This is a genomic window from Streptomyces sp. NPDC017890 (genome assembly GCF_044328675.1).
Taxonomy (GTDB): domain Bacteria; phylum Actinomycetota; class Actinomycetes; order Streptomycetales; family Streptomycetaceae; genus Streptomyces.
In genome coordinates this window covers 68,133-93,779 of record NZ_JBIRHU010000005.1, presented here as the reverse complement: position 1 = coordinate 93,779, position 25,647 = coordinate 68,133, and the positions used below count along the sequence as shown (strand labels likewise).

25 protein-coding genes and 2 pseudogenes are annotated in these 25,647 nt (G+C 72.8%); 12 read left to right on the top strand and 15 right to left on the bottom strand.

Annotation, left to right across the window (positions count from 1 at the left end):
• Positions 1 to 171: 171 nt before the first annotated feature.
• From panB to ACH4F2_RS08430, 3 genes are all read left to right on the top strand, one after another.
• The gene (panB, locus tag ACH4F2_RS08440; RefSeq protein WP_398131921.1) at positions 172 to 1,047 is read left to right on the top strand and encodes a 3-methyl-2-oxobutanoate hydroxymethyltransferase; all 876 of its coding nucleotides are present in this window, start codon (positions 172 to 174) and stop codon (positions 1,045 to 1,047) included.
• Between the two features lie 154 nt (positions 1,048 to 1,201).
• On the top strand, positions 1,202 to 2,227 hold the full coding sequence (locus ACH4F2_RS08435) for an ATP-binding cassette domain-containing protein (protein ID WP_398131920.1): 1,026 nt from the start codon (positions 1,202 to 1,204) through the stop codon (positions 2,225 to 2,227).
• A complete protein-coding gene (locus ACH4F2_RS08430) occupies positions 2,224 to 3,078 on the top strand; it encodes an ABC transporter permease (RefSeq protein WP_398131919.1) in 855 nt (284 codons plus the stop codon). Before ACH4F2_RS08435 ends, ACH4F2_RS08430 begins: the two co-directional genes overlap by 4 nt.
• A gap of 12 nt (positions 3,079 to 3,090) precedes the next feature.
• On the opposite strand, the gene ACH4F2_RS08425 is transcribed toward ACH4F2_RS08430, so the two are convergent.
• Entirely contained in the window at positions 3,091 to 6,438 is a 3,348-nt protein-coding gene (locus tag ACH4F2_RS08425) for an AfsR/SARP family transcriptional regulator (protein ID WP_398131918.1), read from the bottom strand.
• Between the two features lie 350 nt (positions 6,439 to 6,788).
• Between ACH4F2_RS08425 and ACH4F2_RS08420 the strand changes: the two genes are divergently transcribed.
• Positions 6,789 to 7,586, top strand: a complete 798-nt coding sequence (locus ACH4F2_RS08420; RefSeq protein WP_398131917.1) for a site-2 protease family protein — start codon at positions 6,789 to 6,791, stop codon at positions 7,584 to 7,586.
• A 6-nt stretch (positions 7,587 to 7,592) separates the two neighbouring features.
• Here the strand turns inward: ACH4F2_RS08420 and ACH4F2_RS08415 are convergent, their stop codons facing one another.
• Positions 7,593 to 7,784 (bottom strand): hypothetical protein, encoded by a 192-nt coding sequence (locus tag ACH4F2_RS08415; RefSeq protein ID WP_279563676.1) that lies wholly within the window; start codon positions 7,782 to 7,784, stop codon positions 7,593 to 7,595.
• Between the two features lie 92 nt (positions 7,785 to 7,876).
• Positions 7,877 to 8,584 (bottom strand): NADPH-dependent F420 reductase, encoded by a 708-nt coding sequence (gene npdG, locus ACH4F2_RS08410; protein WP_398131916.1) that lies wholly within the window; start codon positions 8,582 to 8,584, stop codon positions 7,877 to 7,879.
• A gap of 219 nt (positions 8,585 to 8,803) precedes the next feature.
• Between npdG and ACH4F2_RS08405 the strand changes: the two genes are divergently transcribed.
• A complete protein-coding gene (locus tag ACH4F2_RS08405) occupies positions 8,804 to 9,406 on the top strand; it encodes a hypothetical protein (RefSeq protein ID WP_398131915.1) in 603 nt (200 codons plus the stop codon).
• Positions 9,407 to 9,448: 42 nt separating this feature from the next.
• Here ACH4F2_RS08405 and ACH4F2_RS08400 read toward each other — a convergent pair whose 3' ends face one another.
• Positions 9,449 to 9,682 (bottom strand): hypothetical protein, encoded by a 234-nt coding sequence (locus ACH4F2_RS08400; protein ID WP_398131914.1) that lies wholly within the window; start codon positions 9,680 to 9,682, stop codon positions 9,449 to 9,451.
• A 67-nt stretch (positions 9,683 to 9,749) separates the two neighbouring features.
• On the opposite strand from ACH4F2_RS08400, the gene map reads away from it, so the two are divergent.
• Complete coding sequence (map, locus tag ACH4F2_RS08395; RefSeq protein WP_398131913.1) at positions 9,750 to 10,607, top strand: type I methionyl aminopeptidase; 858 nt, start codon at positions 9,750 to 9,752, stop codon at positions 10,605 to 10,607.
• A 140-nt stretch (positions 10,608 to 10,747) separates the two neighbouring features.
• The gene (locus tag ACH4F2_RS08390; protein WP_398131912.1) at positions 10,748 to 11,395 is read left to right on the top strand and encodes a heme oxygenase (biliverdin-producing); all 648 of its coding nucleotides are present in this window, start codon (positions 10,748 to 10,750) and stop codon (positions 11,393 to 11,395) included.
• 204 nt (positions 11,396 to 11,599) lie between these two features.
• Here the strand turns inward: ACH4F2_RS08390 and ACH4F2_RS08385 are convergent, their stop codons facing one another.
• From ACH4F2_RS08385 to ACH4F2_RS08375, 3 genes are all read right to left on the bottom strand, one after another.
• The gene (locus ACH4F2_RS08385) at positions 11,600 to 12,322 is read right to left on the bottom strand and encodes a DUF998 domain-containing protein (RefSeq protein ID WP_398131911.1); all 723 of its coding nucleotides are present in this window, start codon (positions 12,320 to 12,322) and stop codon (positions 11,600 to 11,602) included.
• Positions 12,323 to 12,504: 182 nt separating this feature from the next.
• Positions 12,505 to 13,338: an NAD(P)H-binding protein gene (locus ACH4F2_RS08380; protein WP_398131910.1), complete on the bottom strand. Its 834-nt coding sequence runs from the start codon at positions 13,336 to 13,338 to the stop codon at positions 12,505 to 12,507.
• 240 nt (positions 13,339 to 13,578) lie between these two features.
• Positions 13,579 to 13,989 (bottom strand): DUF3224 domain-containing protein, encoded by a 411-nt coding sequence (locus ACH4F2_RS08375; RefSeq protein ID WP_398131909.1) that lies wholly within the window; start codon positions 13,987 to 13,989, stop codon positions 13,579 to 13,581.
• A 349-nt stretch (positions 13,990 to 14,338) separates the two neighbouring features.
• On the opposite strand from ACH4F2_RS08375, the gene ACH4F2_RS08370 reads away from it, so the two are divergent.
• Complete coding sequence (locus ACH4F2_RS08370) at positions 14,339 to 14,965, top strand: NAD(P)H-dependent oxidoreductase (protein ID WP_398131908.1); 627 nt, start codon at positions 14,339 to 14,341, stop codon at positions 14,963 to 14,965.
• Between the two features lie 476 nt (positions 14,966 to 15,441).
• Here ACH4F2_RS08370 and ACH4F2_RS08365 read toward each other — a convergent pair whose 3' ends face one another.
• Positions 15,442 to 16,086, bottom strand: a complete 645-nt coding sequence (locus tag ACH4F2_RS08365) for a PhzF family phenazine biosynthesis protein (protein ID WP_398131907.1) — start codon at positions 16,084 to 16,086, stop codon at positions 15,442 to 15,444.
• Between the two features lie 165 nt (positions 16,087 to 16,251).
• On the opposite strand from ACH4F2_RS08365, the pseudogene ACH4F2_RS08360 reads away from it, so the two are divergent.
• The 3 genes and pseudogenes from ACH4F2_RS08360 to ACH4F2_RS08350 form a co-directional block, all read left to right on the top strand.
• Positions 16,252 to 16,710, top strand: a pseudogene (locus ACH4F2_RS08360) (ABC transporter ATP-binding protein); the annotation flags it as partial.
• Positions 16,711 to 16,713: 3 nt separating this feature from the next.
• A pseudogene (locus tag ACH4F2_RS08355) lies at positions 16,714 to 16,837 on the top strand (iron transporter); the annotation flags it as partial.
• Complete coding sequence (locus tag ACH4F2_RS08350) at positions 16,812 to 17,813, top strand: hypothetical protein (protein WP_398131906.1); 1,002 nt, start codon at positions 16,812 to 16,814, stop codon at positions 17,811 to 17,813. The pseudogene ACH4F2_RS08355 and the gene ACH4F2_RS08350, both read left to right, overlap by 26 nt.
• A gap of 25 nt (positions 17,814 to 17,838) precedes the next feature.
• Here the strand turns inward: ACH4F2_RS08350 and ACH4F2_RS08345 are convergent, their stop codons facing one another.
• Together ACH4F2_RS08345 and ACH4F2_RS08340 are read right to left on the bottom strand one after the other, a co-directional pair.
• Complete coding sequence (locus ACH4F2_RS08345; protein WP_398131905.1) at positions 17,839 to 18,570, bottom strand: bifunctional DNA primase/polymerase; 732 nt, start codon at positions 18,568 to 18,570, stop codon at positions 17,839 to 17,841.
• Positions 18,571 to 18,730: 160 nt separating this feature from the next.
• A complete protein-coding gene (locus ACH4F2_RS08340) occupies positions 18,731 to 19,366 on the bottom strand; it encodes a TetR/AcrR family transcriptional regulator (RefSeq protein ID WP_398131904.1) in 636 nt (211 codons plus the stop codon).
• A gap of 98 nt (positions 19,367 to 19,464) precedes the next feature.
• Here ACH4F2_RS08340 and ACH4F2_RS08335 point away from each other — a divergent pair, with 98 nt between their 5' ends.
• The gene (locus ACH4F2_RS08335; protein WP_398131903.1) at positions 19,465 to 19,671 is read left to right on the top strand and encodes a DUF6243 family protein; all 207 of its coding nucleotides are present in this window, start codon (positions 19,465 to 19,467) and stop codon (positions 19,669 to 19,671) included.
• 164 nt (positions 19,672 to 19,835) lie between these two features.
• Here ACH4F2_RS08335 and ACH4F2_RS08330 read toward each other — a convergent pair whose 3' ends face one another.
• From ACH4F2_RS08330 to ACH4F2_RS08310, 5 genes are all read right to left on the bottom strand, one after another.
• Complete coding sequence (locus tag ACH4F2_RS08330; RefSeq protein ID WP_398131902.1) at positions 19,836 to 20,534, bottom strand: response regulator; 699 nt, start codon at positions 20,532 to 20,534, stop codon at positions 19,836 to 19,838.
• Between the two features lies 1 nt (position 20,535).
• Positions 20,536 to 21,810, bottom strand: a complete 1,275-nt coding sequence (locus ACH4F2_RS08325; RefSeq protein WP_398131901.1) for a sensor histidine kinase — start codon at positions 21,808 to 21,810, stop codon at positions 20,536 to 20,538.
• Positions 21,811 to 21,901: 91 nt separating this feature from the next.
• Positions 21,902 to 22,906 (bottom strand): small ribosomal subunit Rsm22 family protein, encoded by a 1,005-nt coding sequence (locus ACH4F2_RS08320; protein WP_398131900.1) that lies wholly within the window; start codon positions 22,904 to 22,906, stop codon positions 21,902 to 21,904.
• 51 nt (positions 22,907 to 22,957) lie between these two features.
• Positions 22,958 to 24,154 carry a serine hydrolase domain-containing protein gene (locus tag ACH4F2_RS08315; RefSeq protein ID WP_398131899.1) on the bottom strand — a complete coding sequence of 399 codons (1,197 nt, stop codon included), beginning with the start codon at positions 24,152 to 24,154 and terminating at the stop codon, positions 22,958 to 22,960.
• Positions 24,094 to 25,545 carry a multidrug effflux MFS transporter gene (locus ACH4F2_RS08310; protein ID WP_398131898.1) on the bottom strand — a complete coding sequence of 484 codons (1,452 nt, stop codon included), beginning with the start codon at positions 25,543 to 25,545 and terminating at the stop codon, positions 24,094 to 24,096. Before ACH4F2_RS08310 ends, ACH4F2_RS08315 begins: the two co-directional genes overlap by 61 nt.
• Between the last annotated feature and the right edge of the window lie 102 nt (positions 25,546 to 25,647).

Below are 25,647 nucleotides of genomic sequence, written 5' to 3'. Positions count from 1 at the left end.
GCACGTTTCTCCCCATCTCCTCCTCCCCTTTCCCCGCGCGCGACCCGCACGCGACCCGCACGCGACCCGCGCCGGGGGTCCCCTAGCCGCCGGGGCTCACGAGGTGCCACCATGGAAGGGATCCGGGGACGCCGTCAGGGCGCCTCGAGATGACATGAAGGAGCCGTTGCCATGACGCAGCTCTCGGCTGCCCAGACGCCTCAGCGCAAGCCCTCCGACGGGAACAAGGCGCTTTACGGAGGCAAGAGCAACCGTCGTATCACCGTCCGGGACATCACCGCCGCCAAGGAGCGCGGCGAGAAGTGGCCCATGCTCACCGCGTACGACGCGATGACCGCGTCCGTGTTCGACGAGGCCGGCATCCCGGTCATGCTCGTCGGCGACTCCGCGGGCAACTGCCACCTCGGCTACGACACCACCGTGCCGGTCACGCTGGACGAGATGACGATGCTGTCGGCCGCCGTCGTACGGGGCACCAGCCGCGCCCTGATCGTCGCGGACCTGCCCTTCGGCTCCTACCAGGAGGGTCCGGTGCAGGCGCTGCGCTCGGCGACCCGGCTGGTGAAGGAGGCCGGGGCCGGTGCGGTCAAGCTGGAGGGCGGCGAGCGCTCGCACCGGCAGATCGAGCTGCTGGTCGAGTCCGGCATCCCCGTGATGGCGCACATCGGCCTCACCCCGCAGTCCGTCAACGCCATGGGCTACCGGGTGCAGGGCCGGGGCGAGGAGGCGGCCCAGCAGCTGCTGCGCGACGCCAAGGCCGTGCAGGACGCGGGCGCCTTCGCGGTCGTCCTGGAGCTGGTGCCGGCCGAGCTGGCCGCCGAGGTGACGCGGACGCTGCACATCCCGACGGTCGGCATCGGCGCGGGTGCGGACACGGACGCGCAGGTGCTGGTGTGGACCGACATGCTCGGGCTGACCGGCGGCCGGATGCCGAAGTTCGTCAAGCAGTACGCCGACCTGCGCAAGGTCATGGGCGACGCGGCGAAGGCGTACGCCGAGGACGTCGTCGGCGGAACGTTCCCGCAGGAGGAGCACTCCGTCCACTAGCCACCGCGGTACGGCACACCGGCCCCGCCGATCTTCCCCCGTCGGCGGGGCCGGTGGGTCCCCGGCACCCCCGTGCACCCCGTTCCGGGTCCTGTCGGTGGGGTGTCGGCCGGATGTCGGTGGTTTGTCGGTGGGGGCTGGCAACGTCGTCGGCATGAAGCGAATCGACGACAACCCCCCGGCCGCGGGCAGCGCGGTCACCGTGCGGGGGCTGGTCAAGCACTACGGCGAGACCAAGGCGCTGGACGGCGTCGACCTCGATGTGCGCGAGGGCACCGTGATGGGTGTGCTCGGACCGAACGGCGCCGGCAAGACCACCCTCGTCCGCATCCTGTCCACCCTGATCACCCCCGACGCCGGCCGGGCGCACGTCGCCGGCTACGACGTCGTACGGCAGCCGCGGCAGCTGCGGCGGGTGATAGGACTCACCGGGCAGTACGCGTCCGTGGACGAGAAGCTCCCCGGCTGGGAGAACCTCTACCTGATCGGCCGGCTGCTCGACCTGTCCCGCAAGGACTCGCGCGCGCGGGCCGACGAGCTGCTGGAGCGGTTCTCGCTCACCGAGGCGGGCAAGCGGCCCGCGGCCACCTACTCGGGCGGCATGCGGCGGCGGCTGGACCTGGCGGCCTCCATGATCGGGCGCCCGGCCGTCCTCTACCTCGACGAGCCCACCACGGGCCTGGACCCCCGCACCCGCAACGAGGTGTGGGACGAGGTCAAGCGCATGGTCGGCGACGGCGTCACCGTGCTGCTCACCACCCAGTACATGGAGGAGGCCGAGCAGCTCGCCTCCGAGCTGACCGTCGTCGACCGCGGCAAGGTCATCGCGAACGGCGGCATCGAGGCGCTGAAGGCCAAGGTCGGCGGGCGCACCCTGCGCGTCCGGCCGGCCGACCCGCTGCAACTGCGCCCGCTCGCCGCCTTCCTGGACGAGCTGGGCATCACCGGGCTCGCCACTGCGACCGTGGACGCGCAGCGCGACGCGGTCCTGGTGCCGATCCTCAGTGACGAACAGCTGACCGCCGTGGTCGGCGCCGTCACCGCGCGGGGCATCACGATCACCTCCATCACCACCGAACTGCCCAGCCTGGACGAGGTCTTCCTGTCCCTCACCGGCCACCGCGCCAGTGCCCCGCAGGACCCCGCGCCCGCCGACGCCCGCGAGGAGGTCGCCGTATGAGCGCCACCACCACCACCGACACCCCGGCCTCCACCGCCCCCGCTGCCGTGCCGGCGCCGCCGTCCGCCGACGCCCGGATCTCGGTACGCGGGCATCTGCGGCACACCAGCGCGCTGGTCCGCCGCAACCTGCTGTGGATCCGGCAGGACCCGGAGTCGATGTTCGACGCCGTCCTGTTCCCGATCGTCTTCACGCTCCTGTTCGTGTACGTCTTCGGTGGTTCCATCGGGCAGTCGCTGGGCGGCGGGCAGCAGGCGTACGTGCAGTACGTCATCCCCGGCCTGATGGCCATGATGGGCATGACCATGGCCCAGGGGGTCGGCACCGGCTTCAACCAGGACTTCAACTCCGGTGTCATGGACCGCTTCCGGTCCCTGCCGATCGGGCGCGGCTCGGTGCTGTTCGCCAAGATCGCCGTGGAACTGCTGCGGATGCTGTTCGCGACCGTGGTGCTGCTGGTCGTCGCCCTGCTCGTCGGCTTCGACATCACCAACTGGGCCGGTCTGCTGGCCTCGATCGGACTGTCCGCGGTGTTCGGTTCGGCGCTGATGTGGGTCTTCATCACACTCGGTGTGATCATGAAGAACGCGCAGTCCGTGCAGGCGATGGGCTTCCTGGTACTGATGCCGCTCCAGTTCGGCTCGTCGATCTTCGCGCCGACCGACTCGATGCCGGACTGGCTGCGGGCGTTCACCGACTACAACCCGCTCTCCGCCCTCGCGGACACGGCGCGCGGGCTGATGGTGGGCGGCCCCGTCACGCACGACCTGTGGGTGACGCTGGGCTGGTCGGCGGCCCTGACGGCGGTGATGGCGCCGGTCGCCATCCACAAGTTCCGTACGAAGAGCTGAGTCACGTCCGCGTCAGACGAGGGCGACGGCCTCCTCCGCGGAGAGTCCGGCGCCCTCGGCGTACGCCGCTTCGTACGCCTCGGTGCCGAGCGCCGCACGGACTCGCTCGACGGCCCGGATCCCCGCGTCCCGTTCCAGGCCCGTCGCGACGTGGCGGGGCGGCAGCATCGCGTCGGCGGCGCCGAGGCACCGCGCGGCATCCGTCGCCCGGCGCCCGCCGTCCACCCGGGCCAGCGCCATCGCGGCGATGGTCAGGTACGCGGAGCGCATGTGCGGGGCGACGGCCGCGGACAGCGGGTCACCGGCCCGTTCCAGCGACTCCCGGATCCTGGTCAGGGACTCCTCGTGCCGCTCCTCCAGCGTCTCGAGCCAGGCCTCCGCGGCGAGGATGAAGGCGTCGAAGACGACGAAGTGGGCGATGGAGAACTCCTCGCGCAACAGCCGCAACTGCTCGCCGGCCTCGGCGGTCCGGTCGGTCATGCCGAGCCACCCGGCGAGGAACAGCCGGGCGGCGGGCATCGCGGCGTTGTGGCCCGTCCCCGCCGACCGGTCGATCACGTCGCGCAGGAGGCGCTCGCCCTCCTCGGTGTCGCCCGCCTCCAGCAGCACGCTGCCGAGGCGGGCGCCGAGGACGTCCACCTGGGCATGTGCGCCGAGCCGTTCGGCGTGTTCCGCGGCGGCCCGGTAGTCGGCGGCGGCGAGCAGGTACTCGCCCTTGCGCTCCCGGGCCTCGGCGCGGGCGGAGAGGGCCTCGGCGGTGCCCCACGCGTCACCGAGGCGGCGGTAGATCTCCAGCGCCTCGTCGGCGTCGCGGGCCGCGTCGCCCGCCCAGTCGGTGCGGTTGGCGAGCGCGTTGGCGCGCATCTGCAGACTGCCGGCCAGCTCCCACTCGTATCCCGGCGTCTCGCGGCAGGTGCGCACGGCGGCGTCCATGATCTCGCGCAGCCGCTCGACGTCGCCGGTGAGCATCACCGCGAAGAACCAGAGCAGGCCGGGGCTGGCGCAGTTCTGCGGCATGCCGGGCTCGTAGGTGTCGGCGATGGCGCGCAGTTTCCGCTGGGCAGTCGGGGTCTGCCACTTGTCCAGCTCCGTGTCCATGCAGGCGAGGTGGGCCAGGTGCACGCCGCGCCGGGCCTCGGCGAGGACCTCGCCGGTCATCGGCGGCGGGGCCGCCGTGCACCGCTCCCACACCGGCTCTGCGCGGCGGACCGGCTCGGAAAAGGGGTCGGGGCCGAGGGTCATGACCGCGCTGAGCCAGTTCCGGGCCTCCACCCGCAGGTCGCGCATCTGCCAGTACCAGACGAGCGACAGCGACAGGCTCAGCGCCTCCTGCTCGTCGCGCGCGGTGACGGCGTGGCGCAGGGCGGTACGCAGGTTCTCGTACTCGCGCTCCAGTCGCCCGATGGCAGCGAGTTGCTCGGCGCCGCGCAGCAACGTGTCGGTGGTGCGGGCGACTTCGCGGTAGTGCGCCAGGTGCGCGCGCTCTGCCCCGGCTCGTCCGCCGGCCTCGTCGAGGCGTTCGCCGGCGTACTCGGCGACGGTCTCCAGGAGCCGGTAGCGCATGCCGTCACTCCCGGACGGCGCGGCCACGACCAGGGACTTGTCGACCAGGGAGCCGAGGGCCTCCAGGGCGGCGGGCCCGCACACGGCCTCCGCGGCGGCGAGGTCGCAGCCGCCCGCGAAGACGGACAGGCGCCCGAGGACGGTCCGTTCGTCCTCGTCGAGCAGGTCCCAGGACCAGTCGACGACCGCGCGCAGGGTCTGCTGCCGGGGCAGGACGGTCCGGCTGCCGGAGGTGAGCAGGCGGAAGCGGTCGTCGAGGCGGTCGGCGATCTGGCGCGGGGTGAGCATGCGCAGCCGGGCGGCGGCCAGTTCGATGGCCAGCGGCAGCCCGTCGAGACGGCGGCATATCTCGGCGCAGGCGGCCGCGGTCCCCTCGTCGGCGTCGGTGCGAAAGCCGGGGCGGGCGGCGGCGCCCCGGTCGGCGAGCAGCCGCAGCGCGGCCGGCTCGGGCAGCGGCTCCACCGGGCGCAGTACCTCCCCCGGTACGCCGAGGGGTTCGCGGCTGGTGGCGAGGACGGTCAGGTTCGGGCAGCGGGCGAGCAGTTCCTCGGCGAGGCGGGCGGCGGCGTCGACGACGTGCTCGCAGTTGTCGAGGACGATCAGCATGCGACGCCGGCCGCAGTGCTCGACGAGGCGCTCGACGGCGGTGGCCTGCCGGTCCGCGGTACCCCGCCGGTCGGCGACGGCCCGCATCTCCTCGGCGCCGGCGCCGTAGAGCACGGTCTCGCGGGCACCGACGGCGGTCAGCACGGCCTCCGGTACGGCGCCGGGGTCGTCGACGGGTGCGAGCTCGGCCAGCCACACGCCGTCCCGTGCCGTGTCCCCGGCGCCTTCGGCGGCCTCCTGCGACAGCCGGGTCTTGCCGGCACCGCCGGGCCCGAGGAGGGTGACGAGGCGCGTGGTGGCCAGGTCGGCGCGGAGGGCGTCCAGGTCGGCGTCCCGGCCCACGAAGGAGGTGAGCCGGGCGCGGAGGTTGCCACGGAGGCGGGGCGCCACGGCAGGAACACCCGGGGGCGCGGGGTGCATGGGCGGCGCGGGGGACTCGGGGGGCGCGGGTGCCGAGGAAGCCGGGGGATTGAGCAGCACCGCGTGCAGCGCCCGCAGTTCGGGCCCGGGATCGGTGCCGAGCCGGTCCGCGAGCAGTCGGCGTACGGCCTCGTAGGCGGCCAGCGCCTCGGCGGTGCGGCCGGTGTCGCGCAGGGCGCGCAGCCGCAGGGCCTGGAGGGGCTCGTCGAGGGGGTGTCCGTCGCACAGCGCGGTCAGCTCGGGCAGGGAGTGTTCGGCCTGCCCGAGGTCCAGGGCGGCGGTGTGGCGGGCGCGCAGGGCGTCCAGGCGCCGGGTCTCCCAGCGGGCCGCCTCGGCGGTGCGGTCGGGCAGGTCGGCGAGGGCGGGACCGCGCCACAGGGCGAGTGCGTCGTCGAGCACGACGGCCGCCTTGGCGGGGTCACCGTCGGCGAGGGCGCGGGTGCCCTCGCCGGCCAGCCGGTCGAAGAGGTGCAGGTCGATGTCGTCGGGGGCGGTGGTGAGCCGGTAGCCGCCGTCCGCGGAGGTGACCGCGTCCGCGCCGAGCGTCCGGCGCAGCCGCCCGACCAGCGCCTGCAACGCACCCGGCGCGTCGGCGGGCGGGTCGCCGTCCCACACCTCCTCCACCAGCAGCCCCGCGGGCACGGCGCGGCCGGGGCTGAGGGCGAGCACGGTCAGCAGCGCGCGCAGCCGCGCCCCGCCGACCGGGACGGCGGTGCCGTCGGGGCGGATTGCCTGTGTGGTGCCGAGAATGCGATAGCGCACGGGGTCCATTGTCCCCGCTGCCGTCGAAGCCGGTCACGGGGTTTTGACGGTGCGGCGCGGGAAGCCGCGGGTCCGGGGGGCCTTCACCGGCGGGAGGGCGGCCCGGAACCTCCCGCCGGCGCCTCGGAACCTCCCGCCGGCGCCTCGCAACCTTGCGCCGGTACCCGGAACCTCCCGTCGCCCGCGAGACGTTTTCCCGGTGCGCCCGGTACGGTCGGGCAGTCCTACCGGTCCCGGCCAGGACCGGGCCAGGACCGGGCCAGGCCCCCGCCAGGCCCCCGCCAGGGGCCTGCCGGATCCCGGCCGGGTCTCCGGCCGGCCCCTCAGGCCCCATGTGTGTCCGACAGCCAGGGAGTCCCATGACCACCGCCACCGCCCGCCCCAGTGACCGGCGGATCAGTCCCGTCTTCCTCGGGATCGTCGCCGTCGCCGCGGTCACGGGCTGGGCCACCTGGACCGGGTTCGCCGAGCAGCCGGGCGTCGCCGTGTTCCTGTTCGTGACGGCCGCGTGGGTCGTGTCGCTGTGCCTGCACGAGTACGCGCACGCCCGCACCGCGCTGCACAGCGGCGACGTCTCGGTCGGCGCGAAGGGCTATCTGACCCTGAACCCGGTCAAGTACACCCATGCCCTGCTGAGCATCGTGCTCCCGGTGCTTTTCGTGATCATGGGCGGGATCGGTCTGCCGGGCGGTGCGGTGTTCATCGAGCGCGGGCGGATCCGGGGCCGCTGGCGGCACAGCCTGATCTCGGCCGCGGGCCCGCTGACGAACGTCCTGTTCGCGGTGGTGTGCACGGCCCCGTTCTGGCTGGACGCGCTGGACGGCGTGCCGCGCGACTTCCGGATCGCGCTGGCCTTCCTCGCGCTGCTCCAGGTCACGGCCGCGATCCTGAACTTCCTGCCGGTTCCGGGCCTGGACGGGTACGGGGTGATCGAGCCGTGGCTGTCGTACAACGTGCGGCGGCAGGTGGAGCCGCTGGCGCCGTTCGGACTGCTGATCGTGTTCGCACTGCTGTGGATCCCGGCGCTCAACGGCGTCTTCTTCGACGCGATCGACGCGGTCCTGCGCGGCCTCGGGATCAGCGAGGTCGACACGTACTGCGGCTTCGAGCTGTACCGCTTCTGGCAGACGGACGAGTTGTGCTCGGTCGTCGGCTGACGCGGGTCAGCCCGTGACGGACGTGGCGCGGCGGGCGTCCCGGCCGCGCTTGACGTAGTACCAGCACATGTTGGACGACACCCCCGACAGCAGCACCCACACGACGCCGATCAGCACGCTGCCCTGCACGAAGGAGACGACGGCGGCGGCCACGGCGAGTACGCAGACGGCCAGGGCGTAGAGGGCGAGACGGGGCATGGTGCGGGCTCCTGTCGGGGGACACGTGCGGGTACTGCGGCGAACACGGGCGGTGCGGGCACCGCCGGCACCCACCAGTGTCCCCCATCGCCTCAGACGTCGGTGACGCGGAGCCCGGCGTGTGCCTTGTAGCGGCGGTTGACGGAGATCAGGTTGGCGACGAGCGACTCGACCTGGTGGGCGCCTCGCAGCCGCCCCGCGAAGACGCCGCGCATGCCGGCGATGCGCCCGGCGAGGGCCTGCACGATCTCGACGTCGGCGCGCTCCTCGCCGAGCACCATGACGTCGGTGTCGATCTCGTCGATCTCCGGGTCCTGGAGGAGGACGGCGGACAGGTGGTGGAAGGCGGCGGCGACCCGGCTGTCCGGCAGCAGGGCGGCGGCCTGCTCGGCGGCGCTGCCCTCCTCGGGCTTGAGCGCGTAGGCGCCCTTCTTGTCGAATCCGAGCGGGTTGACGCAGTCGACGACGAGCTTGCCGGACAGTTCCTCGCGCAGGGATTCGAGGGTCTTGGCGTGGCCGTCCCACGGCACGGCGACGATCACGATGTCGCTGCGGCGCGCGGTCTCGGCGTTGTCGGCGCCCTCGACGCCGTGCCCGATCTCCTCGGCGGCGGCCTCGGCGCGCTCGGCGGCGCGCGAGCCGACGATCACCTTCTGGCCGGCCTTGGCGAGGCGGTAGGCGAGGCCCTTGCCCTGGGGGCCGGTGCCGCCGAGCACGCCGACGACGAGCCCGGAGACGTCGGGCAGGTCCCAGGGGTCCTTGGCGGGGGCCTTCTGTGCAGCACTGTCGGTAGAGGTCATGGGCCGACCCTACGTCCGTACCGGCCGCCGGACGGGTTCAGGTCCCCCTCGGTGTCGGGCCGTTTCCGGGCCGTCCCCGGATCGCCCCCGCCGCGTCCCCGGATCGCCCCCGCCGCGTCCCCCGGGCCGTCCCGGCCAGTGCGCCGGCCGTCCCCGGGTCGGGCGAATCCGGAGCGAATCCCGGGCCGCGCGGGCCGGTTTGCGGCAGGATGCGGGCCCATGGACGCCGTACGGGTCGCGCTGCTGCGGGACGTGCTCGCCGGGACCGAGTGGCTGGGGGCCACCCGGAGATTCGCGGGGACGCTGCGGGGGTCCGTGGTCCCGCACGGGGGCGGGCTGCTGCTGGTGGGCACCGCAGACTACGAGCCCTGGCATCTGGCGGCCCACCTCGTGGACGAGGCCGCCTGGTCGGGGACGCCGGGGCTGGCCCCCACGCTCGTGCGGCACGACGCGCGCCCGTCGGACCCGGCACATCTGGCGGTGGGTCTCGGGCGGCTGGCGGCGGCCCGGCGCGGGGAGACGCTGCTCGTGGTGGCGCCCGACGACCCGGGCGCCCCGCTGCTGGAACGGGTGCACGACGCCCGCCGGGCCGGGGCGACGGTCCTGGCGCTCGGCGCCGGCGAGCGGGAGCTGACGGCCATGGCGCACGAGGCGCTGACCGTGCCGGACGGCGCCGAGCTGGACCTGGACACGGTGCAGCACCTGGTGAGCGCGGCGGCCGGGGAGAACGCGGCGCCGCCGCCCCGGGGCCGCCGGCGCTTCCGGGACCGCCTCTCGCGCCTCGCCGACCACCTGACGGCCCCGCCTCCGTCCCGCTGGTGACGCGGCTTCCCAGACCCGTCTGACCGCGGCTTCCCTGGCCCGTCAGTCCTCGTCCGTGCGCCCCGCGGCGGAGGCGTCGTGCCACCTGGGGTCGTTCTCCCACTCGAGGTTGCGCTCGCGGGCCGTGCGCATCGCGTGCTCGGCCTCCGTGCGGGACGCGTACGGCCCGAAACGGTCCTTGCCCGGGCAGTCCGGCCCCTCCTCGACCTTCCGGTGCTCCAGGCAGTAGTACCACTCGCCCGGTTTTCCGACCGTGCGCTTCTTGAACAAGGCCATGACCGGCTCCTTTCGTCCACCTGCCGGGGGGCATGCTCTCGCATGCCCGCTGGTTAGACTCGCTGACATGTCTGGCCAGTCGCTGCTCGTACCAGGGGAGCTGTCTCCCACCCGTTCCGTACCCGGAAACATCCGCCGGCCCGAGTACGTGGGCAAACCCGCGCCGGCGCCGTACACCGGGCCGGAGGTGCAGACGCCCGAGACGATCGAGGCGATGCGCGTGGCCGGCCGGATCGCGGCGCGGGCGATGGAGGAGGCCGCGAAGCTCATCGCGCCCGGCGTGACGACGGACGAGCTGGACCGGGTGGCGCACGCGTACATGTGCGACCACGGCGCCTACCCCTCGACGCTCGGTTACCGCGGTTTCCCCAAGTCCCTGTGCAGCTCGGTCAACGAGGTCATCTGCCATGGCATCCCCGACTCCACGGTGCTGCGCGACGGCGACATCGTCAACCTCGACGTGACGGCGTACATCGGCGGTGTGCACGGCGACAACAACGCGACCTACCTGGTCGGTGACGTGGACGAGGAGAGCCGGCTGCTGGTCGAGCGCACCCGCGAGTCCCTGGCCCGCGCGATCAAGGCGGTCAAACCGGGCCGGCAGATCAACATCATCGGCCGGGTCATCGAGTCGTACGCGAAGCGGTTCGGGTACGGGGTGGTGCGGGACTTCACCGGTCACGGGATCAACTCGTCGTTCCACTCGGGGCTCATCGTCCCGCACTACGACAGCCCGCACGCGACGACCGTCATCCAGCCCGGGATGACCTTCACCATCGAGCCGATGCTCACGCTCGGGACGCACGAGTACGACATGTGGGACGACGGCTGGACGGTCGTGACGAAGGACCGCAAGCGGACGGCGCAGTTCGAGCACACGCTGGTGGTGACGGACTCCGGGGCGGAGATCCTGACGCTGCCGTAGCGTCGCCCGCCGTCCCGGTTCGAGGGTTCGAAGGCCCGCTCTCCTCGGAGGGCGGGCCTTCTCGTGTCCGGGTACGCTCTTACCGACAGGGCGTCGGAAAAACATTGACTTAGGTAAGCCTTACCGTAGAAGATCGGCTCATGGACTCCTTCTCGACCCTCATCCGCACGGCCTCCCACGAGCAGCACGTTGAGGCGGAGACCTCCACCTTCATGAGCGACCTGCTCGGCGGCCGGCTCGGCGTCGACGCGTACGCGCGCTACACCGAGCAGCTGTGGTTCGTCTACGAGGCCCTGGAGGCCGGCGCCGGCCGGCTGGCGTCGGACCCGGTGGCCGGGCCGTTCGTCCGCCCGGAGCTGATGCGGCTGGCCTCGCTGGAGCGGGACCTGGCGCACCTGCGCGGCCCGCGGTGGCGCACGGAGCTGACCGCCCTGCCGGCGACCGAGGCGTACGCGGCCCGGGTGCGCGAGTGCGCCGAGCAGTGGCCGGCCGGGTACGTCGCCCACCACTACACGCGCTACCTCGGCGACCTGTCCGGCGGGCAGATCATCCGCGACAAGGCGGAGCGGACGTGGGGCTTCGCCAAGAAGGGCGACGGGGTCCGCTTCTACGTCTTCGAGGAGATCACCAACCCGGCCGCGTTCAAGCGCGAGTACCGCGAACTGCTGGACGGCATCCACGCGGACGACCTGGAGAAGCAGCGGGTCGTCGCCGAGTGCAAGCGGGCCTTCGCCCTGAACACGGCGGTCTTCCAGGGGCTGGGCGAGGAGTTCCCGCTGTCGGCGTGAGGCGGACCGGCCACGCGGCCGCGCAGCCGCTCTCCGCGGTGGTGACCTTCCTTCGCGAGGACGGATGAGCCCCCGTCATGTTGTCGCGATCCCGCAAGGGGGCCGTCGGCCTCCGGGCCCGAGGGCTTCGGCGACGCCGACGAGACGCCCGGCCACCGCCTGATCCGACGCAACCGGCTGTGCGGCCGAGAACGGGCAGCAGCATCAGCACTCCCTCGCGGCACAACGACCATGTCCGAGCCGGCGGAGAAACGCCAGGTGCTCACTCGCCTGCGTGCGACCGCGCGGGGCGTGGGCCGTGATCGGTGCGCATCCTTGTACGTACCGGCCGAGTACGCCGAGCATGGTCACCTCACTGCCGAGCAGCAGGCGTTCGACCAAGCCGATCAGCTCCCGGCCACCGGGGCCCGCCGAGTAGGCCATCAGCGTGGCCCCGACCAGGGCGATCCACGACAGGACACGCAGCCATCGAACTGTTCGCACCGCATGCGGTTCGGTGGAGAGCCGCCGGGCGAGAAGGAGCCCGGCGGCCGGGAGTGCGGCGAACGCCGCGATGGAGGCATAGCGGTGCACGTACGCGGACCCGCTCAACTGTGTGGTCAGCGGGTCGGTCGGCACCACAGCCGCGACCACGAGTCCCAGACCCCAGACGGTCAGCAGGGCGGAGGGAAGACCGCGCACGGGCACGCATCGCCCCCTCGCCACCGTCAGGAGTACCAACGAGACCGCGCCCAGCAGGGCCATGGTGGTTTCGATCGGACCGCCGCGGTCCAGGGCAGCGAAGTCGCTGACGGTCAGGGAGAACGGACTGAGGTAGGGGTCCGTGTCCGAGGGGGACCACAAGGCCGCGCCCACGGCCAGAGCGACGGCGGCCCAGACTGTCGGGGCAAGTAAGTGGCTGAAGGCGCGGCGTCCTGTTGTGATCATGGTCTGCATTCTCTGGTCCAGCGACCCGGCCGGACCACCAGGCCGCCCCCGAAGCACCCCTGATTTCGACCCCCGACGAGCAGTCAGGGATGACCCCGTTGCTGAGTGCGTGTTGCGTCCCCCGTCCGGCTGCGCCTCGTTCTTCCCGGCCCTTGCCATGAAGGTGCTCAGGCCCTGGCGATTCAACGGAAGGCGTCGGCGTTCTCCGAAGCCCACTGCCGGAACGAGCGAGCCGGCGTTCCGGTGACCTGAGAGACCGTGTCGCGCACCATCAGCAGCTCGGGGTTCACGTCTCCGCCAGTGACGTCGAGCACCGCGTCCGCGGCCTCGGCCCCGAAGACCGCGACCATCTGCGCGTGGGCCTGCCGACGGCTGATCTCGGCGAAGGGAACCTCCCGGCCCAGTACTGCCGCGATGGCCTCGACCTGCTGTCGGGCGGATACCGGCTCGGGCCCGGTCAAGGCGTACGTGCGTCCGTGGTGGCCGGGCTCGGTCAGTGCCACCCGTGCCACCGATGCGATGTCCGCGGGATGGATGGTAGGGAGCGCGGTCTCGGCGTACGGCGCGCGGACGGTCTTGCGGCCGCGGATGGACGCAGCCCACATCAGGGCGTTCGACGCGAACTGCGTCGGCCGCAGGATCGTCCAGGCCATGCCGGTTTCCTTGAGCAGTCGCTCCACTGCCAGGTTCTCGTCGGCGGGGCCGAGGTGCGGGTGGGTCTGGACGGTGATGGACGACACCAGTACGACGTGTTCCACTCCCGCCTGCCGTGCGGCTTCGAGGATGTCGGCGTCCGAACCCAGACGCGACACAAGAAACAGCGAGCGCACCCCCTCCAGCGCGGGCTTCAACGACGCCGGCTCTGCGAAGTCGCCCTCCACGACCTCGGCCCCTTGGGGGAGGACGGCTCGTGCGGCGTCACGGGTGAGCCCTCTCAGCGGCCCGACACCGCGTGCGTGCAACTCCTTCAGCAGGGCACTGCCTGTGTTTCCGGTGGCTCCGGTCACGAGGATCACGAGCGTGTCTCCCGTCGCTGGATGATCGAGTGGGCGACACGCTAGAACCTCAATCATGCTTCAGGTCAAGAAGAGGCCTGGCCGTGCCCGAGGGTGGGCACGTTCATCCGTACTCGGCTGTGCGCGTTCGCTCACGTGTACGCAAGAAGCCGGGGCAGCATCCCCGACGGCGGCGGCCACCGGATCCGCACCGTCACACTCGCGGCGATCCGGCTGTGGTTTTGCCTGTGACCTGCTGAGCTACTGGCCGAGGTCGTAATCGAACCAGATCCGATGCGTGCCGTCAGAGTCGATCGCGATGCCCCCGGTCCCTGTGATCCCGGCCAGCTCACCCGTTCCGCTGCCCGGAACGATGACGACGAAGAAGTCGTCTTGCCGTTCTCCACCCGACATCGTGGCGGAGTGCGCGAAGTTGAAGGCCCCCGTCCGCCCATGGAGCACTCCCTCGAACGACTCCATGGCGACATAGGTGCCCGTATTGGTGGACTGGTCGAACGCGGAGGTGAACAACGTGGCCGCGCGCCCGACGACCTCGCCCTCGAACCGCTTGTCCATCGTGGCGACCCCGACAGGCACCGCGGTCTCGATCGCCGGGCTCGGCACCGAGGCGGGCGTGAAGTCGACGACCTTGAACGTTCCTGAAACTCGCATTCCCGGAGCGTACTGGCCACCACCGACATCAACGCTGCCCAGACCCTCGTGACCAGCAGCCGGCGGAGTGCGTCCTGAGCCTGCTCGAAGAGCATACGCAGCCTGCATGACGGGTGCGTCGGTCACCGTGGACGGCGGAAGCACCACGGGCCGGATGATGATGATCCAGCCGAGCGGTACCTGAGGCTGGGTCCTTGCCCCTGCCGGTCCTGGTCGGCAGTTCGAGGTCTCCGCACCGGCCCCGTCGGCAAAAGGGGATACGGATAATGGTGAGTAGGCGCCTTGCGGCGCTCCGGTGTCCGGCTCCCATCCGGCGGGGCCGACGTCGTCTGTGTCGACTGGGGGAACCATGCGCGTAGCGGTCTATCTTGCTCACCCGCGTCCGGGGAGCTTCAACCACGCCGTGTTCGACGCCGTGGTCGAAGAGCTGCGTGAGGGAGGAGCCGAGGTGGTGGCGCACGACCTCTACGCGGAAGGGTTCCCGGCCCTGCTCTCCGCCGACGAGACGGGGACGGTCCAATCGGCAGGGCACTCCCACGACGCGCAGCTGGCGCTGCACCGGGAAGAGCTGTCCACGTTGGACGCCATGGTGTTCGTGCACCCGAACTGGTGGGGTATGCCGCCCGCTGTCCTCACGGGTTGGGTGCAGCGGGTCCTGGCGCCGGGGGTCGCGTACAAGCTGGAGACGGCGGAGGGCGAACCCGCCGGGTTGCTGAAGGCCGGCCGAGCCCTCGTGCTGAACACCTCCGATACTCCCGCCGACCGGGAGGAGAGCGAATTCGGTGATCCACTGCAGAGTGTCTGGGCGGCGTGTGTGCTGCCGTACGTGGGAGTCTCCGACGTACGCAGGGTCGTCTTCCGCACCGTCACCGGCTCGCTCCCCGAAGAACGCGCCACCTGGCTGGCCGACGCACGCAGGCAAGCGGCAGCGCTCCTCCGCCCCGCATGGCAGTCCACGTCACCGGTACAGCCCTGATGCCGGGGTAGCGGCGAGACCTCTCGCGACCGGTGCCCACCGGCGGCTGGTCGTTCCCCCTGCGGCTGTCACGGTCAGCAGCAGTGCCAAAGTGGGGTGGGTCGACTCGCGACGGTTGAGGATGGCGGCGTTCCTCGTCGGCGGGGCTACCCGCAACCTTGCCCGCCCGTGCTCGGAGAGCAGTCGGCCCCGCAGTTCCTCCGGCAGGCGGCGAACGTCCTTCCGGGGCGCCACCATGTCCCCTGACACCCGAGCCGGCGGTCCAGGCCGCGCTGGTCCATGCGCTGACGCTGTCTCTCGTGAACATTCCATGGCCCAGTGATCACCAACTGACGCCCGAACCGGCAGACAAACGCTGCTGGTGGCCTCGGCGAGGATGTGGGCGTGGTCGAACGCCGGCTGCGGCGGCAGCCTGTCGAGCGGCCACCAGCGGGCGCTGCGGGCGTCGTCCACCGCCGTCACCGCCGTCACCGCCGTCACCGCTCCAGGCGTACCCGTCCCCCGATCTCGACCCAGCCCTCGGGCTGCGGGGCCGTGAGGATCTGCGAGCCGACCCCCTGGGTGATGTTGAGGGCACGCCCCAGCCGCTCGGTCAGCAGCAGCGCCGCGGCGCCCGTCGCCTCGTCCTCGTCGATCCCGTCGTCCCGTCCCGGGAAGGCGCGGGCACGGATACGCCCCGCCGCCTCGTCCTCCCAGGCCCAGGCGTAGATCCACTCCCCCGGTGGCGGCACCCGCAGGTCGTCGACCTCGGCGACGGTGGCGTACTGGCGCAGGGTGCGCGGGGGCGCCCACTCCGCCCGCGCCTCGATCCAGCAGAACTCCCCGTCCTGCCGGGCGCCCACCACCCCGGCCGGGGTGACGAGTTCGGGCACGTCGAGCAGCCATGCCGTGCCGACGCAGGGGTGGCCGGCGAACGGCAGGCGCAGGGTGGGGGTGTAGATGTCGACGACGCCGCGCTCGGGGTCGTCGACGAACACTGTCTCGCTGAAGCCGAGTTTCCCGGCCAGCTCCTGCCGCTCGGCCCGGTCCGGCAGCGCGGAGCCGTCCCGGACGACGCCGAGTTCGTTGCCGTAGCCACCGTTCGGCGCGCAGAAGACACGCAGTACGTCGTAGTCAGTCACCGGCGCATTCAAGCATCGCCGGGGCGGCGAGCGCTTCCCGGCCGCGCAGGCCTCCGGGCAGGGGCCGGGAGACGGTGCGGGCCGGGACGCAACTCCCGTTACGCCTGCGTCCGAAGTCGGTCGTGGCCCAGCTGTACGGCGAGGACGGCGAGGACCTCAAGGACGGCGGGGACGGGCCTGGAGGACGAGGACGAGGCGGCGGTGGCCGAGGCGATGGCACGCACGGAGGTGACCGGTTTCGCCGGGTGGCCGTTCTCCGCGCTCAGCGGCGGCGAGCGGGCCCCGGTGGCGCTCGCCCGAGTGCTCGCGCAGCGCACTCCCCTGCTGCTGCTCGACGAACCGACCGCGGCACTGGACCTGCGCCACCAGGAACTGGTGCTGCGGCTGTGCCGGGAGCGGGCGCGGGCCGGGGACGCGGTGGTCGTCGTACTGCACGACCTCTCGCTGGCGCCGGCGTACGCGGACCGGGTCGCGATCCTGCGCGCCGGCCGGGTCGCAGCCGACGGGCCGCCGGCGGAGGTCCTCTCCGGACAGCTGCTGTCCCAGGTCTACGACCAGCCGGTGGAGCTGCTGCCGCATCCGCGCACGGGGGCGGTGCTGGTCGTCCCGCGCCGCGAGCCGTGACGGGAGGTCACGGTGTGGCCGCTGTACCCGGTCCGGGCGTTCGCGCGCCGCCTCGCCCCGGTAGGGTTCGCCTCCGGGAAGGGGAAGGTGAAGGAAACCTGATGAGCAGGGATCACGGCCCTCGTAGGCCCCGCAGGCTTGACAAGTGCGCGCTCATAGCCGCCTCGGCGACCGCGCTGTCGGTGACGGCGAGCGGCTGCGTGGTGGTGCACGGAGAGCGCGAGGTGCTCCCCGCGACCACCCGGGCCGAGGCCGCGAAGGTGCTCCAGGAGTTCACCTCCGCGTACAACGCGGCCGACAAGGCGTACGACGCCTCCCTGGACGCCGAGCACACCACCGGCGCCCTCGCCGCCATCGACTCGGCGCGGCTGGAGGCGGGCCGGGCCAACAACCCGGACGGCAACGCGTCGCACACGCCGCTGGAGCTGACGGACGCGAAGTTCACGATCCCGAAGAAGGCGGGCTGGCCTCGCTGGTTCGTCGCGGACGCCAAGGGCAACAAGGGCGGCGACTCGCGCTGGCTGCTGGTCTTCACCCGGCACGGCCTGGAGGAGACCTGGCAGGCGGCGTACCTGACGCTGGTCGCCCCCGGCAAGGTGCCCGAGTTCAGGACCGACCGGGACGGCTGGGCCGAGGCCGTCCCCGCGAACACCACCGACCTTGCCGTCCCGCCCGCCGGCCTGAGCAAGGCCTACACGACGTATCTGAAGGACGGCGGAGAGTCCTTCGCGGACGGCTCCCACACCAGTTCCTGGCGGCAGTTGCGCGAGAAGCGGGCGATCCGCCCCGGCCTGGTCACGCAGTTCATCGACGAGCCGCTGACGAACGACGACCACGCGCCGCTGGCGCTGCGTACGGAGGACGGCGGGGCGCTGGTGTTCTTCACCACGCGGCACTACGAGAAGCAGACCGCCGCGCAGGGTACGTCGGTGCCGACGCCGAACAAGGACGTGCTGGCGCTGACGGACGGCGAGATCAAGCAGTCCCTGACGATGGAGTTCGTCTCCAACCAGATCGCGCTCGACCCGGCGGACGGCTCGGGCGACGGGCGGGTGTCGGTCCTGGGGCGGGTCCAGGGGCTGACGTCGGCGAAGGGCGAGTAGCCGCGGCCGGTGGCGCGGCGCCCGCTCAGCGGCGCAGGGGCCAGGCGGTGCCCGCCTGGTCGCTCTCCTCGCCGGCGTGCCGGGCGCACGCGTCGGTGAGGGTCTCCAGCAGGGTCAGCGGGTCCGGCAGCGGGTGCTCGGGCCCTCGCACCCAGTGCACCGTCCGGTCCTGACCGGGCAGCCGGGCGGGCGGTACGAGGACGTAGGAGCCCCGGCAGTGCCAGCGCAGGCCGGGGTGCTCGTCCATCGTCTCGGGGTGGCAGTCCAGCTCGCAGGGCCACCACTCGTCCTCGTCCTCGGGGGTGCCGCGGGTGAGGGTGAACAGCAGCATGCGGCCGTCGTCGCTCTCGGCGACCGGGCCGACCTCGATACCGGCGTCGAGCAGGCGCTGAAGCGCCTCGCGACCGGCCTGGAGGGGGACGTCGAGGACGTCGTGCACCATGCCGGTCGCGGTGATGAAGTTGGCCTCGGGCTGGTGGCGGGCCCAGCGCTCGATCTGCGCGCGGTCGGTGGTGGACTGCGTCTGCCAGGCGAACGACACCGGGTGCCGGGCCGGGGTGGGACAGCCGACGCGGTCGCAGGAGCAGCGGTATCCGGCCGGGTGCGCGGCGGGCGCCAGGGGCAGTCCCGCACCGGCGGCGGCGAGCAGCAGGTCCTCCCGGCCACCGTCACCGGCGGCCTCCTTGGGGCGGCGTCCGCGCAGCCACTGGGAGAGTTTGCCCTGCAGACCGCTCCGACCGCCGAACTCCGCGCTCATCAATCCCCTTCGCCTCGCCGTCGTGCGCACCAGCATGCCCTATGGTCGCACCATTCCGCGCTTCGGGGTCGGGAAGGGACAAACTTCCCCGCTCAGGCTTCTCCGGCAGCGGTCACGGTCACCGGCAACCGGTCGCCGGCCATCGGCAACCGGTCGCCGGTCACCGCGGGGCGAGCCCGTGGAGCGCGTAGTCGACGAGCGTGTCGGTGTAGGCGTGGGTGATCGGCCCCGTGTGCTGCAGCCAGCGCTGGGCGAGCGGGGAGACGAAGAGTTCCAGTCCGATGCGCGGGTCGATGTCCGGCCGTACGTGGCCGGCGTCCTGGGCGGCGCGCAGCCGGTCGGCGTGGAGCTGGAGCGACGGCTCCAGGAGCCTGGCGACGAACTCCCGGCCGAGCTGTTCATTGACGACGCCCTCCGCGGCCAGGGCGCGGTAGGGGGCCTCGAACTTCGGATCGCGCAGTTCGTCGACGGTGGCGCGGAGCACGGCCTTGAGGTCGGCGGCGACATCGCCGGTGTCCGGGATGGCGTACGCCTCCTCGCCGGCGGCCTGCACGGCCCGCTCGCCCAGGTCGAGGAAGGCCTCCAGCAGGACGTCCGCCTTCGAGGACCACCAGCGGTAGATCGTCTGCTTGCCGACGCCGGCGCGGGCGGCGATGCCCTCGATGGTGGTCTTGGGGTAACCGACCTCCGCGACGAGCGCGAGGGCGGCGTCGTAGATGGCCTGGCGGGAGCGCTGGCTGCGACGGGTGGCGTCGGGGGCGGATGTCGGGGCGTGGGCTGGTTTCTGGACGGCCATGTGTCGAATTTACCAGGTTGACAAGACGGTACGTCTCGCCGGACAGTGGAGCGACGGTAGATCGAGACGATACGTCTCGTGCCGAGAGAGGAGGACCCATGTCCCGAGGTGGAGCCGGAAACATGCTGGGCGTCGGCGGCACACGCCGCACACTCGGCCGCAACGCCCTGCGCGGCGGCGACCGTAACGGCCGGACCGGCGGCGGACCGGACCCGCGGGCCCAGAAACGCGAACTGCTGCGCAGGCTCCAGGAACGGCAGCGGCAGGAGCGTGAGGAGGCCGCCGGGAGCGACGAGGCGTCTTGAAGAAGAGCCGTCGTGAAGAAGAGCCGTCGTGAAGAAGAGCCGTCGTGAAGAAGAGCCGTCATGGAGAACAGCCGTCATGAAGGGGGCCCGCCGGGCCCTGGCCGGGCCGGCCCCTGGTGGTGATCAACGGGATCGCCGGGCCCCGCCAGGCTGTACCCCGCCGCTCAGTGGGACTGCGCCCGCGCGTTCTCCAGGTAGTGCAGGACGGCCGCCACGCGCCGGTCGACCTGGTCGGCCGGGGACAGGTCGAGCTTGGCGAAGATGCTGCGGATGTGCTTGTGGACCGCGCCGTCGGTGACGACGAGCCGTCCGGCGATCGCGCTGTTGCCCAGGCCCTCGGCCATCAGGGCGAGCACCTCGCGCTCACGGCGGCTCAGGCGCTCCAGGCGGGTGTCCTGGCGGGTCCGGGCGAACAACTGGGCGACGACCTCCGGATCGATGGCGGTACCCCGGGCCGCGACCCGGCGCAGCGCGTCCATGAACTCCTCGACCCGCCCGACGCGTTCCTTGAGCAGATAGCCGATGCCTCCCACCCCGCCGGTGAGAAGGTCGGTGGCGAAGGACTGCTCGACGTACGCGGACAGCACCAGGACGGCCAACGCGGGGTGGCGGCGCCGGGCCTCGACGGCCGCTCGGACGCCGTCGTCGGTGTGGGTGGGCGGCATGCGTACGTCCAGGACGGCCACGTCGGGCTCGTGCTCGTCGATGGCGTCGAGCACCGACTCGGCGGTGTCCGCGGTGGCCACCACGTCCAGGCCCTCCGCGCGCAGCAGCAGGGCGAGCCCCTCGCGCAGCAACGGGTCGTCCTCGGCGATCACGATCCGCAGGGCGCGGTCCGCGCCGCCGGTCGCGTCAGGGTCCATGTCACGTTCCACGGGGGAGGTCCACTTCCAGGATCGTCGGTCCGCCGGGCGGGCTGGTCAGGCGCAGGGTGCCGTCATGGGCCGCGACCCGGCGCCGGATGCCGGTCAGTCCCGAACCGCCGGCCTCGTCCGCACCGCCCCGGCCGTCGTCCTCGATCAGCAGCCGCAGCCGGCCGGCACGCCCCCGGACGGTGACGGTGGCACGCTCCGCCCCACTGTGCTTCGCGATGTTCGTCAGCGCCTCCGCCACCACGAAGTACGCCGTCGCCTCGACCGACGCCGCACACCGCTCGGGCACGTCCGCCTCGACGCGGCACGGCACCCCGCAGTCCGCCGCCAGTCCCGACAACGCCCCCGCCAGCCCACGGTCCGCCAGCACCGGCGGCAGGATCCCCCGCGCCACCGCGCGCAGCTCCCCCAGCGCCTGCTCCGCCGCCGACTGCGCCCGCTCCAGCAACGCGTCCGCACCCGCCGGATCACGCACCGCCATCCGCCGTGCCGCACCCAGCAGCACCGTCACCGACACCAGCCGGTTCTGCGCACCGTCGTGCAACGACCGCTCGATACGCCGCAGCTCCGTCGCGTGCGCGTCCAGCGCCGCCGCCCGGGTCGCCGTCAGCTCCGCCACCCGCAGCGACAGATCGGTATCCGGACCCGCGACCAGCAGCCGCCGGGCCGGACCTGCCTGCAGCCGCGCCATTCCCGGCCCCAGCCCCAGGACGATCGCGGTCCAGCCCACCCCCAGCAGGGCCGCCGCGACGGCGTCCGGCCAGGTCTGCGCGGTGCCGATGCCGATGGACGTGGTCGTGGCCTCCTCGGGTCCGAGCCGCCACCACAGGGGGAAGGTGGTGTCCCGGACGGCGCAGACCGGGAGCAGGACGCCGAGCAGGCCCAGGAGGAGTCCCAGGGTGGCGTGCCGGGCCAGCCAGCGCAGTTCGCGCCGGGTGGTGGTGTCGGCGAGGGCGAGCCGCAGCCGGGTGGGCGGCGGGTCGGGGGCGATGATCTCGGGGCCCCAGCGGCCCAGCCGTTCGCGTTCCCTTCCGGCGAGCGCGTGCAGCGCCCGCAGCGCGGCCGGGGCCATGAGCAGGCCGACGCCGGCCAGGCAGGCCAGGGCGGTGAGGAGGAGCCCGCAGAGGAGGACCAGCGCGAGGAACGCCGTGCCGAGGCCACCGGTGAGCTGCCGCACCGCCGCGAGCGCGGCCCGGACAGTATGGACAACGATGTCCCGGCGCCTGGAGGGCAGGCCGCCGGCCGTGCTGTCCAGCGGTGCCGCCATCCGCCCCTCCTTCGGCCGACGACCCTACTGGGTTCCGGGGTCGGCCGTCATGTCCGGCCGGCCACGGTGCCCGGCCGGACTCCGTGGCCGCTCACGCCTGCGACGGGGGCCAGGGGTCGCCCCAGTCCGCGTCGCGGGCGGCCTTGTACAGGTCGCCGTGGCGCTTGGTGACCGTCCGGCGGGCGAGTTGCTCGTGCGGGTCGGCCGGCGACGTCTCGCACAGGTCGAGCAGGACCTGCCCCTTGCGGATCTGCGGACGCCGGACCACCCGGGAGGGGGCGGGGCCGGCCGGGAAGCGGGTGGCGGCGACGTAGCTGAACTTCTCGTCCTCGTAGGCGAGGGAGCCGCCCTTGACCTGGCGGTGCAGGGAGGAGCGGCTGACCCGGGCCGCGAAGTGGCACCAGTCCGTGCCGGGCACGATAGGGCAGGCGGCGCTGTGGGGGCAGGGGGCGGCGACCTGGAACCCGGCGGCGATCAGCCGGTCGCGGGCCTCGATGACGCGGGCGTAGCCGTCGGGGGTGCCGGCCTCGACGATCACGACGGCCTGCGCGGCGGAGGCGGCGGCGTCGACGAGCGCGGTGCGGTCGGGGCCGGTCAGCTCGTTGAGCACGTAGGAAACCGTGACGAGATCAGTGCTCTCGATGGTGAGCGCCGCTCCGATCCGAGAGCGCTGCCAGCGGACGTCGCGCAGGGCGGGGAGGGCGGCGGCGATCTCCCGGCCGAGGGCGAGCGCCGGCTCGGCCCAGTCGTGCACGGTCACCGGACGAACACCGTCCCAGGTGGCGCCGACCGCCCAGGTCGCCGCGCCGGTCCCGCCGCCGACGTCGACATGGCTCCCGGGCGCCCACCCGGGCACGGCGTCCGCGAACGCCGCCAGCGCCGACCGCACCGCCGCGAAGGTCGCCGGCATGCGGTACGCGGCGTAGGCGACGACGTCGGCGCGGTCCCGCAGGATCGGGGCGTCGGTCGGAGTGGCCCCGCGGTAGTTGGCGATCAGCCGCTCCACGGCCTGGGCGGCCTGCCGGGGCGGCAGCCCGTCGACCAGGCCGGCGAGGGCGGCACGCAGGGCGTCGGCGGGGGAGGCGGGGTCGTTCACCCGGTGATTCTACGGGCGAGCCGGGTGGGCAGTCCGCCGCGGGCGCCCCGCTCACATCTCCCGCACCGCCCGCACCGCGCGAGCCACCCGCGTCCCCAACGCCGCCCGGGGTCCGTTGTCCGGGGCACGGCGACGGGGGTGGACGGTGTTGGCGAGGAGGATCGCGAAGGTGTCCGTCGCCCGGTCGAGGACCAGCATCGTGCCCGTGAAACCCGTGTGCCCGGCCGCTCCGCGCCCCGCCAGCCCGCCCATGAACCACGGCTGGTCAAGGGCGAACCCGAGCCCCGGCTCGGTCAGGAGCAGTTCCACGAAGTCGGGGCCGAGGATGCGCGCCGGCCCGTACGAGCCGCCCGCGAGCAGCGCGCGGCAGAAGACCGCGAGGTCCCGGCCCGTCGAGAACAGCCCCGCGTGGCCGGCCACCCCGCCCAGCGCCCACGCGTTCTCGTCGTGGACGACACCCCGCAGCATCCCCCGGTCCGCCTTGGCCCACGGCCGCCGCTGGTCCTCCGTCGCCGCCGCGCCCGGACACGGCCCGAAGTGTGTCGCCGTCATGCCCAGCGGGCGGGTGATCCCGTCGTGGACGAGGACGTCGAGGCCGCGGCCGGTGATGCGTTCCAGGACCTGCTGGAGGAGCAGCATGTTCAGGTCCGAGTAGCAGTACGTGCCGGGTACGCCCACCGGCGGCTCCGCGCGCAGCCGTCGCAGCCGTTCCTCGTCGTCGGCGCAGTCGTACAGCGGCAGTTCGGGCCGCAGTCCGGAGGTGTGGGTGAGCAGCTGCCGCACGGTGACGCGGTGTGCGGCGGCCGCGCGGAAGTCCGGCAGATAGGCGCCGACCTCGGCGTCGATGCCGAGCGTGCCCCGTTCGATCTGCTGTACGGCGGCGACCGCCGTGAACACCTTGGTGAGGGACGCCAGGTCGAAGGGCGTGCGGGCGGCCATCGGCACGCGGGAGCGCGCGGGCAGTTCCACGCCCGTGTCGGTGCGCGGGTCGTAGGACGCGTAACGCACGGCCCAGCCCGCCGCCTCCTCGACGGCGAGCACGGGTCCGCGGCCGACGGCCACGACGGCGCCCGCCGCCCAGGGACGCTCGCCCGTGGTGAGGCCGTGCACTTCCTCGACGACACGGCGGAGCTGCTCGGGGTCGAGTCCGGCCCGCTCCGGCGTGTCGGTGCGCAGTCTCGGAGTGCTCAGCTCTCTTCTCCCTCCCCGGGCGTACGCCTTGCCGTACGTCCTGCGGCAGGACGGCACATTCCCACCAGGAAGGCGAGTGCGATCAGCGCCGCCACCAGCTGGACGACGGCCATCGGCAGGGCGGTGTCCTCCCCCGCGATCCCGACGAGCGGGGAGGCGACGGCGCCGATGAGGAAGGAGGACGTGCCGAGCAGCGCGGAGGCGGAGCCGGCGGACTTCTTGACCCGCATCAGGGCGAGCGCCTGGGTGTTGGGCATGCTGATGCCCATCGCGGACATCAGCACGAACAGCGCGACGGCGACCGGCACGAGGCCGACCTCGCCGAACACGCCCAGGGTCATCAGCAGCAGAGCGGTCGCGGCGGCGATGACGATCAGGAGGCCGAGGCCCAGTACCCGGTCCAGCCGGACCCGTCCGACCAGGATCTTGCCGTTGATCTGTCCGACGACGATCAGGCCGATCGAGTTGAGGCCGAACAGCAGGCTGAACATCTGCGGGGAGGCGCCGTAGATCTCCTGGATGACGAACGGGGACGCCGAGACGTAGGCGAACAGCGCGGCGAAGGTGAAGCCGCCCGCGAGCATGTACCCGGTGAAGGCGCGGTCCGCGAGCAGGCCGCGCATCGCGCGGACCGTGTCGCCGACGCCGCCGGCGTGCCGTTCGGCGGCCGGCAGCGTCTCGGGCAGCTTGGCCCAGACGGTCACGCCCAGCACCACCCCGACCACGGTGAGCACGACGAACACGCCCCGCCAGTCCGTGACGCGCAGGACCTGCCCGCCGATGAGCGGCGCGACGACCGGGGCGACGCCGGAGATCAGCATGAGGGTGGAGAAGAAACGGGCCATGGCCATGCCGTCGTAGAGGTCGCGGACGACGGCCCGGGCGATGACTATCCCGGCGGCGCCCGCGAGCCCCTGCGCCAGCCGGAAGACGATGAGGAGCTCGACGGTGGGGGCGATCGCGCACAGGACGGTGGCGACGACGTAGGCGGCGAGGCCGGCCAGGAGAGGGCGGCGACGGCCCCACTTGTCGCTCATCGGCCCGACGACGAGCTGGCCGAGGGCCATGCCGGCCAGGCAGGCGGTGAGCGTGAGCTGGACGGTCGCGGCGGGCGCGCTGAGGGACCGGGTGACCTCCGGGAGCGCGGGGAGGTACATGTCCAGCGCCAGCGGCGGCGTGGCGGTCAGACTGCCGAGGATGAGGGTGACGAGCAGGCCGGTGCGGCGGGTGGCGCGCAGCGAGCGGGCGGCCGGTCCCGTTTCCGGTCCGGCCGCCTGCGCGGGGTTCGTGGTCTTTGTGGTCTTTGTGGTGTCGGCGGTGCTTGTGTTGGCGGTGCTCGTGTTCGTGGTGCTCGTGGTGCTTGCGGTGCTCGTGGTCTTCAGTGTGGTGTCCGGTGCGGTGGTCGTGTCCGGTGACTCGTGCGGTATGGACGGCCCGCGCTCGGGCATGTGCCCCTCCCTCTTCGACAGATCCGGCACCTATGCTCTCAGCTCGTACGGACTTGAACGAACAGACTTGAACGAACCTGAACGAGGGTGGGGCAGGGTGTC